Source organism: Pseudomonas sp. LBUM1660, from assembly GCF_059695935.1.
In genome coordinates, this window is record NZ_CP166795.1 from 4,379,170 (window position 1) to 4,393,096 (window position 13,927).

Sequence of the window (13,927 nt, forward strand, 5' to 3'; positions counted from 1 at the left end):
TCATGTCGCAATTGAATATTTCATACCTGTCAACGACAGTTCGATACAAATAATTATCCCACCCATAAAACTTTTTCCATTGTGGAACTATCGTCCAGAACTTCAATTCCTGACCAAACAGACATATATAGCGAACGCGACCGACGGTATCTTAAGTGGTATTATGCCGACCTTTAGTTGACGCTAATTAATGGCAAAGTGATTCCAGATGACAGCCGTCCGATAAGTTGGAGGCTGTAGTTCCAACCCTGGACAGCACGGCTAAAGACGAGTCACTACAGATTTTCAGACAGAGACCCGTCAACCACGATGGCCGGTCTGCCCGCAGCGAACATCCATTGGCTCCATCCGCTATGTACGCCAGTCTCAAGTCAATCACCCTATGGCCACCCTCCCAAACAAACGCGCGACGGTTCACGCTTTTACTGTGTACCAGCTCGGCACTTGGCAGCTTGCTGGCCTTCAGCCTGTCTGTCCCACTGCCGGTCAGCGTGCTGATACTCAATTTGGCGGCACTCGCCTGCGTCTGGGTGCAACATTGCCTCTCGCGCAAGTCGATAAAATTTCAGCCGCAAGAGCTGGCCGATCGTCTGCTGGAAGTACAGGAAAACGAACGTCACCGGCTCAGTCGTGAATTGCATGACGACATCGGCCAGCTGCTGACCGCTGCAAAACTTCAAAGTGAATGGCTCAAACGCCGGATGCCTGAAGACATGCAAAGCCAGTGCTCGGTGCTCTGCGACACACTGGACGAAACCCTGGCCAAGGTTCGTGATGTCTCGGCCATTCTTAATCCCAGGCAGTTGGCCAGTCTCGGGCTGGAAGCCAGTTTGCGTGCGCATCTGCTCAAGACTCTGGTCAATACATCGATGCACTGGAGCCTGGAATGCCATCAACGCTTGACCGGCATACCGGAAGAAATGGCGGTGGCCGCCTTTCGAATCACCCAGGAAGCGGTGACCAATATTCTGCGCCACGCCGAAGCGAACAACCTGTTGATCCGCCTGCAACGCACGCCCCAGGGTTTGGCGCTGTTGATCAGCGACGACGGCCTGGGATTCGCGCCATCCGCAGACCCCGGTCGAGAGGGACAACGCGGGATGGCCGGGATGGTGGAACGGATCGATCAACTGGGCGGTACCCTGGTCGTGACCAGCGAGCCGGGCAAAGGCACTCAAATCGAAGCACTCTTTCCCTGGGCGCCCCGTGCGCTCGAACGGGCCAGTACGAATAAGGTTATGCATTGACTTGTAACTTACTTCTGGTGGATGACCACTCGCTTATCAGGGCAGGCGTGCGCGCTCTGGTGCTGGATATTCCCGGCTACGCGGTCATTGGTGAGGCCAATGACGGATCGTGTCCCTGGAAGTGGTGTAACTGAAACCAGCTGAAGGCGCCTTGCGGCGAAAGAAGTGGGTCACCGTGGTTCTTGGCTAAGGTTGAGTTTGCAAAGACCTAACCTGAACCGGGAGAACCACGATGACCAAACCTACTGTCTCACTGAACGAGCTGCTGGAGAAAGGGGCTGACGTCGATTTGCTCAGGCAAATGATTCAATTTGTCGCCCAGCGCATGATGGAACTCGATGTTGAAGGCCTGTGCGGCGCCGGCTACGACATCAAGAGCATGGAGCGCACCAACAGCCGCAACGGCTATCGGGACCGTTTGTGGCAGACGCGCACCGGTGACGTGGATCTGCGCATCCCCAAGCTGCGCAGTGGCAGCTACTTCCCTGGCTTCCTGGAGCCGCGCCGCACCGCTGAAAAGGCCTTGGCCGCGGTCATTCAGGAGGCCTACATCCAAGGCGTCTCAACGCGATCGGTCGACGAGTTGGTCAAGGCCATGGGCATGACCGGGATTTCCAAAAGCCAGGTTTCACGACTCGCGGGCGAAATCGATGAGCGTGTGCACGCCTTCCTGGATCGCCCCATCGAAGGAGATTGGCCTTATCTGTGGATCGATGCGACGTACGTCAAAGTGCGGGAGGCCGGACGGATCGTCTCGGTCGCCGTCATAATCGCCGTGGCCGTCAACACTGACGGAGGTCGTGAAGTGCTGGGCATGCGCGTAGGCCCCTCGGAGGCTGAACCGTTCTGGACGGATTTTTTGCGCAGCCTGATGCGGCGAGGACTGCGGGGCGTAAAGCTGGTGATCTCCGACGCTCATGAAGGCCTGAAGGCCGCGATCTTTAAGGTACTCAACGCGACCTGGCAACGTTGCCGGGTCCATTTCATGCGCAATGCCATGGCCCATGTGGGCAAAGGCCAGCGCACCATGGTGGCGGCCCTGCTGCGCACGGTCTTTGCCCAGGACAATGAGGCCGAATCACGCCGGCAATGGCGTGTCGTGGCGGATCAATTACGCGAAAAGTACCCGAAAATCAGCCAGCTGATGGATGCCAGCGAGGACGAAGTCCTGGCGCACATGACATTTCCCAAGGCCCACCGGCAACAGATCCACAGCACCAATCCACTGGAACGCTTAAACGCCGAGGTCAAGCGGCGAACCGACGTGGTGGGCATCTTCCCCAACGACGCCGCCATCGTGCGCCTGGTCGGCGCCATGCTACTGGAGCAGAACGACGAATGGAGCCTGCAGAAGCGCTACATGCAGCTGGAAGGCTTCCAGGCGGTGAGTGACAACCCCACGGCTAAACTATCAGCCATAATTAACTGAGGCATCAAACTCAACAGCCAAGAACACGGGAGTTACACCACGTCCAGGGACACGATCCAATGACGGATCGCAGCTACTCGAGATGGTCGAGAAGCTGTCCCCTGACATCGTACTGCTGGATATCTCCATGAAGGAGACCGGCGGCCTTGAAGCCTTGCAGCGACTCAAGCGGGTCCGCCCGCAAAGCAAGGTGCTGATCCTGTCGATGCACACCGACCCGGCACTGATCATGCAGGCGCTTGAGTCCGGTGCTCATGGCTATTTGCTCAAAGACACCACGGCCACCGAGCTGGAACATGCCCTGGAAGCCTTGCGCAATAACGAACGCTACCTGAGCCCGGCCATTGCCCACACGGTCATCAACCAGGCACTGATCCGCAACCAGAAGCATCAGCCCGAGCCTGCGGACTCGCACAACCTGACGGCTCGTCAGCTGGAAATCCTGCGGCTGATTGTTCGCGGCAAATCCACCAGGGAAATCGCCAATGGCCTGGGCCTCAGCATCAAAACCGTTGAAACCCACCGCTCGCAGATCATGAAGCGACTGCAGATCTTCGACGTCGCCGGTCTGGTGTTGTTTGCCGTGCGTGAGCAAATCATCAGTCTGGACGACTGACCGTTTTCGAAGCGCTCAGCAGTGGCGAGTTCTGCGGCAAATGCACGCGCAATGCCGCTGGACGCGCCGAGAATCGCAGGTTCTCGCTCTCGATAGGTTCGCCATCCAGATTGATGTAGAGGCCTTCCGCAACCTTGATCTCGACCCATGGCAGGCGAGCTCGCACAAACATGTTGTCGATGCCGAAGCCATCGGCCAGCAGCGTTTTCAACGTACCGACCACTTCCTGCGGCGCCGGCAAAATGCTGATATCCAGCAGCCCATCGTCAGCCAGCGCCTCCGGGCACAGTACATGACCACCGCCAGCCTGCCGGCCATTGCCGATACCCAATGCCAAAAGCTCACCACTCCATTGAAAGTCCGGCCCCTGCAACTCGCCGTAGGCGGCATGCAGTTCGCTGAAGCGCGATAACCCGGTGAACAGATAAGCCGCGCCCCCGAGGACCTTCTTCAAGTCTTCCGAGGTATTTGCCGTGACCTGACTGCCAAAACCGCCGGTGGCCATGTTCAGAAAGATTTGACCGCCCACCTCGCCCAGATCGATCGCGTGCGGCGCGGCCTCCAGAAGGTCCAGCGCCAGAGCGGGTTCAAGCGGCACGCCGGCAGCGCGCGCAAAGTCGTTGGCGGTGCCCAGCGGCATCAGCACCAGGCTGGCCTGCGTCGAATGCGCAGCCATGGCCTCGGCGATATCACGCAAGGTGCCATCACCACCACCGGCAATCAGTTGCGTATAGCCCGCGCTCAACGCTTCTTCCACCAGCCGCTGCGCGTCACCCGCCTCCCAGGTCAGTCGGACGGCCAACTCCCAGCCCTGCTTGCGTTTAACGTCGACGGCCGCGCGGACCTCCTCGTTGAGCGCCTGCTTGCCATGCAGAATCAACAGCGCTTTGCGCTCACTCATTATTGTCGCTCCCATGTCTGGACTCTGTATGGGAGATGTGGACCTCACCACCGCCTATAAAAGTCGCAAGGATTTGAATTTTTTTGACCCGTGCAGCCTTGTGGTCCTACAGCGCGGGGAATTTTCTTACAAGATGTGCGGAATCGGCTCAATTGACCAACCTTGGCGATTGGTACACCTTGGTGTCCGCGGCATCAGTCATCAACATTAAATACACAGGGATGTGCAAACCATGAGTAGACCTTCTTCAAGGGCCCCACGAAGCGCTATCAACAAGAGTGTCGGCCAACCAAAGGGCTTTAAGGCAAGGAGCGTCTAGTCCATGCAAAGTCATGACATCAGGTTGCCGATCAGTCAGGTCGCGCCATTGGCAGAAAATCGCGCCAATAATCAGACTGAATTCAATAACAGCGCAAAGCCCGCCGGAGGAATTGATATGGAACCTCGCGTCATTGAACTCGAGACACACCTCAAATACATCCGAAGAGACATGGAAGAGGTCCGTGGCGATGTTAAATCCATCAAACACAGACTGGCCTATTCTGCGGGTGGAACAGCCGTGGTCCTGGGGCTGCTGGGCTGGGTCGCCAACAGCCGCTTTGATCAGGTCGTGTCACTTCTGGTTCGTTAAACGCTAGCCATGAACGCAAGCTCCGGCACGATCGACCGGGCTTGCGTGGCAAGAACTTTCACCAGAATCAGCTCAGGACTTCGCTCAGCGGAATGAAGTTCACATCATCGCCTTCGATCAACGTGCGGTCTTCCAGTACTTCAACCAGACCATCGGCCCAGGCCGCACTGCGAAGCACCCCGGAGCTCTGATTCTTGTAGATGATTGCCCGACCATTCTCCAGGCGTCCACGCAAATACTCTCGGCGATTCCCAGCCTTCGGCCAGTCGAACCCTGCAGGCACCTGAAACTTTAATGGCTCGACCTCCTTCACACCCTGGCGGCGCAAAAGATAGGGTCTGGCCAGTAAGGCAAATGTAACCAGCGTCGACGCAGGGTTGCCGGGCAAACCGATCACGGGGACGCCGCGAAAATGACCGAACGTCAGCGGCTTGCCGGGCTTGATGGCGAGTTTCCACAGGGTCAATTCGCCCTCTTCGCGCAAGGCAATGCCCAGAAAATCGGCCTCTCCCACCGACACGCCGCCGGTAGAAAGGATCAAGTCGACATCCTTCAACTCGCCAAGGCGGGCACGAGTGGTTGCTAAATCATCGGGAAGAATACCGGCATCGATCACTTCACAGCCCAAGCGTTGCAACCAACTGCACAGCAACACACGATTACTGTTGTAAATCTGACCCGGCCCGAGGGGCTGGCCCGGCTCTATCAACTCATCTCCGGTTGACAGGACTGCAACACGAACCTTGCGAACCACGTTCAGCTCAGCACATCCCAGCGACGCCGCCAGCCCCTGCTCAATAGGTCCCAGGCGGGTGCCCGCCGGCAAAACAAGTTCGCCGACGGTGGTTTCCTGGCCTTGCGGACGAATATTTTGACCTGGGGTCATCGTCTCGATAAAACGGACGCGCTCGTCAGCCTGGACCTCGGCGTTCTCCTGCATCTCGACGCAATCGGCACCTGCCGGTACAGGCGCGCCGGTAAAGATCCGGGCGCAGGTACCTGGCTTCAACGGTTCGGGTGCCTGGCCGGCAAAAATCTTCTGACTGACCACCAAGGGTTCGCCCATCCAGTCAGCGTTGCGCAAGGCATACCCGTCCATGGCACTGTTCGGCCAGGGCGGAAGATCAAGCGTCGAGACCAGATCATCGGCCAGTATGCGACCCTGAACCTGCGCCAACGGCAAGCGCTCACGCTCACCTATCGTTGATGCATCAGCCATTTCCAGCAAACGCGCCAGCGCCACTTCGACAGCCATCAAGCTGCCGGTTTTGCCAGGCTTACCCACGGGATTCACAGGGTGCCGCCAGCTTCAGGTGAGCCACGAAATTGCAGGGACGGTGCCGCGAATCCAGCTGTTCAGCGAGGATGCCATCCCAGCCAGTGCGCACAGCGTTGGTCGAACCCGGCAAGCAGCAGACCAGCGTGCCATTGGCCAAACCCGCGAGGGCCCGGGATTGAACAGTTGAAGTGCCGATGTCTGCGACCGAAATTTGCCGGAACAACTCGCCGAAACCATCGACCTGCTTGTCCAGCAGGCAACTCACCGCTTCCGGCGTGCTGTCGCGGCCCGTGAACCCGGTACCGCCGGTGATCAACACCACTTGCACGACGTCATCGGCAATCCAGTTGGCGACTTGCGCGCGAATTTTGTAGAGATCATCTTTAAGCAAAACCCGAGCGGCCAGGTTATGGCCGGCAGCGCTCAAGCGGTCGACGAAAAGTTGTCCTGACGTATCGGTTTCCAGGGTGCGGGTATCGCTGACAGTCAACACCGCGATGTTGAGCGGCGCGAAAGGTACATCAGCCTTGGCTTTCATAGGCTCGTCCAGTTGTAGGATAAACAGCCCGGTGTTATATCACAGCGCCTCATTTTTTCGCCGCCCCCATGGAGACGTGCCATGACCTCGAATACACATTTGCCACCCTGCTCCATTCTGCTCCTGGCAGGTGGCCGAGGCCAACGCATGGGTGGCCAGGATAAGGGTTTGCTGGAATGGCATGGCGAGCCGCTGATTGGGCATCTGCATCGCAAGACCCGCGAGCTGAGCGATGACCTGATCATCTCCTGCAACAGGAACCTGGAAAAATACGCGCCTTATGCCGACCAGTTGGTCCATGACGACGAAGGCGACTTCCCGGGCCCCATGGCCGGTATCCGCGCAGGCCTGAAGGCCGCCCGCCACCCCTTCCTGCTGGTATTGCCGTGCGATGTGCCGCGTATCGATGCAGCCCTACTTCACAGCATGCGTGAAGCCGCTCGTCAGCATCCGGACAAACCGCTGATGCTGCGCCATAACGAACACTGGGAGCCGTTGCTGTGCATTATCCCGGTGGCGCTCTCGGCTGAGTTCGAAAGTGCCTGGAATGACGGCGAACGCAGTCCGGGGCGCCTCATGCGCAAATTGAGCGCTACCGCCCTGCAATGCCCCGATAACGATCCTCGACTGGCCAACCTCAACACGCTAGAGCTGTTAAGTGAACACAACACTGTGTCAGACTGACACGAGAAGGAACTTGCGCGCGTTGCACACGTCTCAAGCTCAGTAATCAAAAGAATTCATATTCGGAGACACACTCATGACTCAACGGACCCTCGCCACTTTCATGCTCGCACTGGGCCTCGCGACCCTCGCCGGTTGCGCATCGCCTACAGTGATCACCTTGAATGACGGTCGCGAAATCCAGGCCGTCGACGCGCCAAAATACGACCAGGATTCGGGTTTCTACGAATTCGAACAGCTCGATGGCAAACAAACCCGCATCAACAAGGATCAGGTTCGTACCGTTAAAGAGTTGTAATCTTTTCGGCACCCACCGGATACAGAAAAGCCCGCTTGATGCGGGCTTTTTCGTGCCTGAAGCGCTGTGATCACCATTGCAGGGTGATAGTGCTCTCAAATTCACGTTGCTGGCCTGTGACCGGGTCGACAAACCGCAAACCCTGAGCCAGCAACTTCAAGGGATTGGCATAGTCGTCCTCGACATCCTTGAGCACCTGAGGGTAGAACGGGTCGTTGCAGATACTGGCGCCCAAAGCGGTCATATGCACTCGTAACTGATGTTTCTTGCCGGTCACTGGATAAAGTCCATAACGCCAGAGATCGCCATTCCTCTCACGAACCTCGACTGCCGTCTCGGTGTTGCTGGCACCCGGACCTTCCTGCATGCGAAAGAATGGCTCGCCATCGACCAGCCGACTTTTATGAACCAGTGGAAAGGTGAGTTCAGGCAATGCACGGGCGATTGCTTCGTAGCGTTTTTCGATATTCCGTGTAGGAAATAATGACTGGTATGCCGAGCGACTCTCAGGGTTCGCCGAAAACAACACCAGTCCTGCCGTATGCCGATCGATACGATGCAAAGGCACAAGATGCGGGTTATCCAGTCGACGGATCAACCGGCGCAACAACGTCTGTTCCACGTATTCGCCAGCCGGCGTCACGGGCAGAAAATGCGGCTTGTCCGCCACCACCAGGTGTTCGTCGGCGTACAGGATCGATTCGACCACTGGGATCGGTTTTTCGTCCGGCACCTCACGGAAGTAATGAATCCGCAGGCCTTCCTTGTAACGCAGATCAAGAGCAATCGGTTGACCGTGCCCGTCTAGCACGCGACCGCGAGCAATTCGGTCCAGCCATTGTTCTCGACCGATAGCGCTGAAATGTTCACACAAACAATCGAGCACGGTCTGCCACGGTCCCGGCGGCAAGTAGAGCGTGCTGGCCTGGTTGTGTGCAGCAGAAAAAGATGAAGTGGACATACGAACGCTCTGACCCTCAATGCAGGGCAGCATTATCCAACAGCGGCCGGAACGAACCTAGTAGAGAATCCTCACGCCGGTATCTGCGCGCGCGCCGCCGCCTCGGTGAACTCCTTGAGCCAGCGCAGCACATCGACCGCTTCCCAGCGGCCTGGATCATAAAGCGCATACAACAAGCCCTGATAACCCACGACATCGAGCTGGCGGTGATAACCCGCGCGCTGGAACAATGCTTCGATTTCGGCAAAACAGGTGTTGAAGTGCAATTTATTGAAGGGCGTTTTTCCTTCGGTGACAAGACCATCCAGACGCAATTCGAGGACCGCCTCGCGTACCACGTCTGCCGACATCCGGTTCACGCTGTTCTTCAATTGTTCGACATTGACCACGATTTCGCCTCTCACGCCCGGAACTGCCTGCTCGCCCCCGAAAACCAGGGACGCAGGCAGTATTACGAATAACTGTATGCGCATACAGTATCCGAAGAGCGTCGGTTAAGCCAAGGGGATCAATCGCAAAGTTCGACAGACGGGACGTCGCTACCAGTAAAACCACTTAACGCAGAAACGCTACCACCTCGTCGGCACTGAATGGCCAGCCCAGTTCAGCGCCAGTATCAACCCGCCGCAGCACCGGGATACGCAAGCTATAAGCTTCAAACCACGTTTCATCCTTAGCGATATCAACCAGTTCCACCAGCAAACCGCGTTCGACAAACTCCATCAGCATGGCTTCGGCCACGTCACAGAGGTGGCACCCACTGGTGCCGAACAACTGACATTCAGGAAGCATGAGCGCTCAACCTAAAAAATTAAGAACCTATTCTAGGCCTGCCCCGAAAAGCCGTCGAGCCGTTGAATTTTCTGTCCTGAAACAAAAACCGCGATGGCAGCGTCAAAACCCTGATGCATATCAGTCGCTCCAGATGGCAATTACGCAATGCTCAGGTTTTTTTACCTCTACGCTTGAGTAGCCAACACCCATCACCGGAGTTTTTCGTGTTCGCCAACCTCTTGATCATTCTCGCCTCCTCCCTGGTGGTGATTGCACTGTTCCAGCGCCTGCGTTTACCACCAGTGCTGGGCTATCTGTGCGTGGGGCTGATGATCGGGCCGACGGCGTTCGGCTGGGTGAATGAAAGCGAAGAGTTGCCAGACCTGGCCGAGCTGGGGGTGGTGTTTCTGCTGTTCTCCCTTGGACTGGAGTTTTCCCTGTCGAAGATGATCGCATTGCGTCGGGTGGTGTTCGGCCTTGGCAGCCTGCAAGTGTTGGTGTCGGGGATTTTGATGGGGGCATTGCTGATGCTGTTCGGCATGCCCACGACACCTGCCCTTTTACTCGGCGCCGGACTGTCGCTGTCTTCCACCGCCATTGTCAGCAAGGAGCTGAGCAGCCTCGGCGAAATTTTCAGCAGCCACGGCCAGAATGCCATCGCCGTGTTGCTGTTCCAGGATGTGGTGGCGGTGCTGTTGCTGACCCTGGTGCCGGTGTTCGCCGGCAACAGCGATCAAGTCTGGTATTGGGCATTGCCGTTGACGCTGGGCAAGACCCTGGTGCTGTTCGGTGGCTTGCTGCTGGCCAGTCGATGGTTGCTGCCCCGCCTGTTCCATGAAGTCGCCGCCGCCCATTCCCCGGAGCTGTTCGTGCTGCTGGCGCTGGTCATCGTTTTACTGACCGCGTGGCTGACTCACCTGCTCGGCCTCTCCCCTGCCCTGGGTGCATTTCTCGCCGGCATGCTGCTGGGGGAAAGCCACTACCGGCATCAGATCGAGGCGGACATCCGCCCGTTCCGCGACATCTTGCTCGGGTTGTTTTTCGTCAGCATCGGCATGCTGATCGACTTGCAGCTGTTTGCCAGCCACGGCCTGCTGCTTCTCGGCCTGACGCTTGGGTTACTGCTCATCAAAGGCACCGTGGTCGCGCTGCTGGTCAAATGGCGTGGCAGCGACAGCGAAACCGCCTGGCGCAGTGGTCTGGCATTGGCTCAGGGTGGCGAGTTCTGCTTTGCCTTGATGGCGCAGATGCAGCAAAACAAACTGATGCCCGCCGACTTCGGAGGTCTTCTACTGGCCGCGACATTCTGCTCGATGCTGGTGACACCGTTGCTGCTGCGCGCCGCTCCCCACGTTGCGACACGCCTGCATCGCAAGCCCAACGAAGAAGTAAAACTGGCAGAAATCAGCGCGCTCAACGCCGACTTGCACAACCACGTCGTGATCTGTGGCTACGGTCGCGTGGGTCAGTCAATCGGCCGCGCGCTGCGCAATGCGCTGCAACCTTACCTTGCGCTAGACACCGATCCGGTGCGTGTCCAGGAAGCCGCCGTAAGTGAAACCTGTGTGCACTACGGTGACTCGCGGCGTGGTGAGCTGCTGCTGGCAGTGGGTCTGGCGCGCGCCAGGCTGCTGGTGATTGCCGTGGACCAGACCGACATTGCGCTACTGATTCTCCAAGAGGCGCGCCGATTGAACTCGAAGATTCCGATCCTGGTACGCACCCGGGACGACAGCCAACTGGCCGAGTTGAAAGCAGCCGGCGCCAGCGAAGTAGTGCCCGAGCTGCTGGAGTCGAGCCTGATGCTCGCCTCCCACGCCCTGATCATGTTGGGTTTACCCGCGCATCAGGTACAGGAGCGGGCCGACCAGATACGTCATGACCGCTATCGTCTGCTGCACGGTTTTTATCCCGGGAGCGACGATGAAGAAAAGTGAGTCAGTCCTGGCTTACTGCGCCGATCTTGTGCACCGACAAGTCCGCGCCGTAATACTCCTCTTCCTGGCTCAGGCGCAGACCATGCAACGCTTTGATCACGCCATACACCACAAAACCACCCAACAGCGCCACGATCACACCCAGCGAAGTGCCGATCACCTGACTGATCAGGCTCACCCCACCCAGACCACCCAATGCGCTCTGGCCGAAAATGCCGCAGGCAATTCCACCCCAGACACCGCACAAACCATGCAACGGCCAGACACCCAGCACATCGTCGATGCGCCATTTGACTTGAGCCGCGGTGAAGCACCAGACGAACAGGGCCCCGGCGATCACACCCGTGACCAGCGCGCCCACCGGGTGCATCAGGTCGGAACCGGCGCAGATCGCCACCAACCCGGCCAGTGGGCCGTTATGCAGAAACCCCGGGTCATTGCGTCCGACGATCAGTGCCGCCACGGTGCCGCCGACCATGGCCATCAGCGAGTTCACCGCGACCAATCCGCTGACGCCTTGCAGCGTTTGTGCGCTCATGACGTTGAAGCCGAACCAGCCGACGATCAGGATCCACGAACCCAATGCCAGAAAGGGAATGCTCGACGGTGCGAACGCCACCAGCCGCCCTTCGCGATAACGCCCCTGCCTTGGTCCGAGCAACAACACCGCCGCGAGCGCCAGCCATCCGCCCATGGCGTGGACCACGACCGAGCCCGCGAAGTCATGGAAGCTGGCGCCAAACTGCTCCAGCAACCAGGCCTGCAACCCGAAGTTGCCGTTCCAGATCATGCCTTCAAAGAAGGGATAGATGAACGCCACGATCAGCGCCGTCGCACACAACTGAGGGACGAATCTGGCGCGCTCGGCAATGCCTCCGGAAATGATCGCCGGAATCGCCGCCGCAAAGGTCAACAGAAAGAAAAACTTCACCAGCCCGTAGCCATGATCCGCGTTGATCACCGCCGCCGGTTGCATAAAGGTGACCCCGTAGGAAATCCAATAGCCTATAAAGAAGTAGGCCAGAGTCGAAATGGCGAAGTCGCTGAGGATCTTCGACAAGGCGTTGACCTGATTCTTCTGTCGAACCGTGCCGACTTCAAGAAAGGCAAAACCGGCGTGCATGGCCAGAACCATGACCGCACCGATAAGGATGAACAACGTGTTGGAGCTATGGACCAGACTGTCCACAGCGCTTTGCAGATTTTCCATGGGGTTGGCAGACCTGAAGGCTAAAAAAGCACCAAAGCGGTTCACGCAGAGAGCTTGTGCACCAAGTTGCGGCCCGCAGGATCAAGGCATTGATCCCGATGAACCGCTTTGGCGCACAAGGCTGAAACCCTGACGCGAGTTTCGATTGTTTGAATCAGGGTTTTCCTGAAATCATGCCCGGCAACAGCGCAACGGCGCGGGCTGATGCACCATGGCATAGCAAAAGTTGTACCAGTCATTTGTACTGAACCTTCACACAAGGCTCATACTCGAACGCTTCAGAAGCCACTTACGGAGATCACCAATGGCCAGCATCAAAGCAAAGACTGCTCAAGAAATCCTGATGAACGACTTTCAGACTCTGGTCAGCGACACCGAACGGTTGCTGGAACACACCGCAACCCTGGCCGGCGATCAGGCCGATGAGCTGCGCAGCCAGATCCACGACAGTCTGCTGCGTGCCCGCGAAACCCTGAAGCTGACCGAGGATTCCTTGCGCGAACGCGGCCAGGCAGCCGTTACCGCTGCCGAAGATTACGTGCAGACCAATCCATGGCAATCGGTCGGGATCGCGGCAGGCGTCGGTTTTCTGATTGGCCTGCTGGCCACTCGGCGCTGATATGTCTATCGGTGAATCCAGCTCGTCCGCGACGGGCACAAGCTCCTCATCGCGGCGCCTGGGTGCCGCTTTTCTTGGACTGTTGCACAGCCATGTCGAACTGTTCGGCATCGAGTTGCAGGAACAAAAAGCGCGCACTGTAAGCCTGCTGCTGTTTGCAGGCCTGGCGCTGGTCTTTGCGCTGCTGTTGCTGGTGGGATTGTCGACGCTGGTGCTGATCCTGTTTTGGGACACCTACCGTCTGCCAGCAATCATCGGGCTTTGCGTGTTCTACACCTTGGCTGCAATTTTCTGTGCCATGCGCCTGAAAGCGGCGATTTTCGATGAGTCCTCGCCGTTCCACGGCACTCTGGAAGAATTGGCCAATGATAGGGAGCGTCTGCTGCCATGAGCCTGCCTGAACTGCCCCATAACAGCTCGCGCACCGAAATGCGCAAGGCGTTGATACGCCTGCGCATGGAAATGCATCGCCAGGAAATCCGTCACGAATCCGCGCAACTGCTGCAACCCTTGCAGCGGGTACGCGGAATGACGCAAAACCTGCATGACGGCTTCGGCATCAAGCACGCCCCGCTCTGGGGCATGGCGGCCGTGACGCTGCTCGGTTTCCTGACCGGTAAAGGCGCCAAGAGCGGCGGTACCAGCAGCCTGACCCGGCTGGTTCGCCTGGGTACAACGCTGGGGCCCTTGATCAAACTGGTCATGCAGGGTTCTTCGCGCAAAGACTGAATAGCCACTATCTGGCTGCATTCTTGCAACACCACCGGGATTAACCTCTTTATCGAGGGGTTCAATCCTGTGTG

The 13,927-nt window shown here is 57.9% G+C and carries 16 protein-coding genes and 2 pseudogenes; 11 read left to right on the plus strand and 7 right to left on the minus strand.

Going from position 1 to position 13,927, the window contains the following annotated elements; genetic code table 11:
- Positions 1–353: 353 nt before the first annotated feature.
- The 4 genes and pseudogenes from ACA068_RS20270 to ACA068_RS20285 form a co-directional block, all read left to right on the plus strand.
- The gene (locus ACA068_RS20270; protein WP_497310635.1) at positions 354–1,247 is read left to right on the plus strand and encodes a sensor histidine kinase; all 894 of its coding nucleotides are present in this window, start codon (positions 354–356) and stop codon (positions 1,245–1,247) included.
- Positions 1,244–1,357: pseudogene (locus tag ACA068_RS20275) on the plus strand (DNA-binding response regulator); the annotation flags it as partial. The gene ACA068_RS20270 and the pseudogene ACA068_RS20275, both read left to right, overlap by 4 nt.
- Before the next feature lie 122 nt (positions 1,358–1,479).
- Complete coding sequence (locus ACA068_RS20280; RefSeq protein WP_497303600.1) at positions 1,480–2,676, plus strand: IS256 family transposase; 1,197 nt, start codon at positions 1,480–1,482, stop codon at positions 2,674–2,676.
- A 55-nt stretch (positions 2,677–2,731) separates the two neighbouring features.
- Positions 2,732–3,292 (plus strand): annotated as a pseudogene (locus ACA068_RS20285) (response regulator); the annotation flags it as partial.
- Here ACA068_RS20285 and yegS read toward each other — a convergent pair.
- Positions 3,276–4,193: a lipid kinase YegS gene (gene yegS / locus ACA068_RS20290; RefSeq protein ID WP_497304300.1), complete on the minus strand. Its 918-nt coding sequence runs from the start codon at positions 4,191–4,193 to the stop codon at positions 3,276–3,278. The pseudogene ACA068_RS20285 and the gene yegS sit on opposite strands and share 17 nt — an antisense overlap.
- Positions 4,194–4,515: 322 nt before the next feature.
- Here yegS and ACA068_RS20295 point away from each other — a divergent pair, with 322 nt between their 5' ends.
- Positions 4,516–4,824, plus strand: a complete 309-nt coding sequence (locus ACA068_RS20295) for a hypothetical protein (protein ID WP_497304302.1) — start codon at positions 4,516–4,518, stop codon at positions 4,822–4,824.
- 67 nt (positions 4,825–4,891) lie between these two features.
- On the opposite strand, the gene ACA068_RS20300 is transcribed toward ACA068_RS20295, so the two are convergent.
- Together ACA068_RS20300 and moaB are read right to left on the minus strand one after the other, a co-directional pair.
- The gene (locus tag ACA068_RS20300) at positions 4,892–6,118 is read right to left on the minus strand and encodes a molybdopterin molybdotransferase MoeA (RefSeq protein ID WP_497304304.1); all 1,227 of its coding nucleotides are present in this window, start codon (positions 6,116–6,118) and stop codon (positions 4,892–4,894) included.
- Positions 6,102–6,641 (minus strand): molybdenum cofactor biosynthesis protein B, encoded by a 540-nt coding sequence (gene moaB, locus ACA068_RS20305; protein WP_497304306.1) that lies wholly within the window; start codon positions 6,639–6,641, stop codon positions 6,102–6,104. Before moaB ends, ACA068_RS20300 begins: the two co-directional genes overlap by 17 nt.
- A gap of 81 nt (positions 6,642–6,722) precedes the next feature.
- Here moaB and mobA point away from each other — a divergent pair, with 81 nt between their 5' ends.
- Together mobA and ACA068_RS20315 are read left to right on the plus strand one after the other, a co-directional pair.
- Positions 6,723–7,325, plus strand: a complete 603-nt coding sequence (gene mobA / locus ACA068_RS20310; RefSeq protein WP_497304308.1) for a molybdenum cofactor guanylyltransferase MobA — start codon at positions 6,723–6,725, stop codon at positions 7,323–7,325.
- Between the two features lie 76 nt (positions 7,326–7,401).
- Positions 7,402–7,623 (plus strand): YgdI/YgdR family lipoprotein, encoded by a 222-nt coding sequence (locus ACA068_RS20315; protein WP_497304310.1) that lies wholly within the window; start codon positions 7,402–7,404, stop codon positions 7,621–7,623.
- Positions 7,624–7,693: 70 nt separating this feature from the next.
- Here the strand turns inward: ACA068_RS20315 and ACA068_RS20320 are convergent, their stop codons facing one another.
- The 3 genes from ACA068_RS20320 to ACA068_RS20330 all read right to left on the minus strand — a co-directional run bounded on the left by ACA068_RS20320 (position 7,694) and on the right by ACA068_RS20330 (position 9,376).
- Positions 7,694–8,584 (minus strand): pseudouridine synthase, encoded by an 891-nt coding sequence (locus tag ACA068_RS20320; RefSeq protein WP_497304312.1) that lies wholly within the window; start codon positions 8,582–8,584, stop codon positions 7,694–7,696.
- A gap of 71 nt (positions 8,585–8,655) precedes the next feature.
- A complete protein-coding gene (locus ACA068_RS20325) occupies positions 8,656–8,973 on the minus strand; it encodes a hypothetical protein (RefSeq protein WP_046049178.1) in 318 nt (105 codons plus the stop codon).
- 166 nt (positions 8,974–9,139) lie between these two features.
- Entirely contained in the window at positions 9,140–9,376 is a 237-nt protein-coding gene (locus ACA068_RS20330) for a glutaredoxin family protein (protein ID WP_497295143.1), read from the minus strand.
- Between the two features lie 206 nt (positions 9,377–9,582).
- Between ACA068_RS20330 and ACA068_RS20335 the strand changes: the two genes are divergently transcribed.
- A complete protein-coding gene (locus tag ACA068_RS20335; RefSeq protein ID WP_497304314.1) occupies positions 9,583–11,295 on the plus strand; it encodes a cation:proton antiporter in 1,713 nt (570 codons plus the stop codon).
- Position 11,296: 1 nt separating this feature from the next.
- Here the strand turns inward: ACA068_RS20335 and ACA068_RS20340 are convergent, their stop codons facing one another.
- A complete protein-coding gene (locus tag ACA068_RS20340) occupies positions 11,297–12,505 on the minus strand; it encodes an ammonium transporter (protein WP_497304316.1) in 1,209 nt (402 codons plus the stop codon).
- Positions 12,506–12,809: 304 nt separating this feature from the next.
- Here ACA068_RS20340 and ACA068_RS20345 point away from each other — a divergent pair, with 304 nt between their 5' ends.
- The 3 genes from ACA068_RS20345 to ACA068_RS20355 are packed head-to-tail and all read left to right on the plus strand — an operon-like array spanning position 12,810 to position 13,853.
- Complete coding sequence (locus ACA068_RS20345; protein ID WP_109633587.1) at positions 12,810–13,124, plus strand: ElaB/YgaM/YqjD family protein; 315 nt, start codon at positions 12,810–12,812, stop codon at positions 13,122–13,124.
- A gap of 1 nt (position 13,125) precedes the next feature.
- Complete coding sequence (locus ACA068_RS20350) at positions 13,126–13,515, plus strand: phage holin family protein (RefSeq protein WP_094468343.1); 390 nt, start codon at positions 13,126–13,128, stop codon at positions 13,513–13,515.
- Positions 13,512–13,853: a hypothetical protein gene (locus tag ACA068_RS20355; protein WP_497295149.1), complete on the plus strand. Its 342-nt coding sequence runs from the start codon at positions 13,512–13,514 to the stop codon at positions 13,851–13,853. Before ACA068_RS20350 ends, ACA068_RS20355 begins: the two co-directional genes overlap by 4 nt.
- The last annotated feature ends 74 nt before the right edge of the window (positions 13,854–13,927 follow it).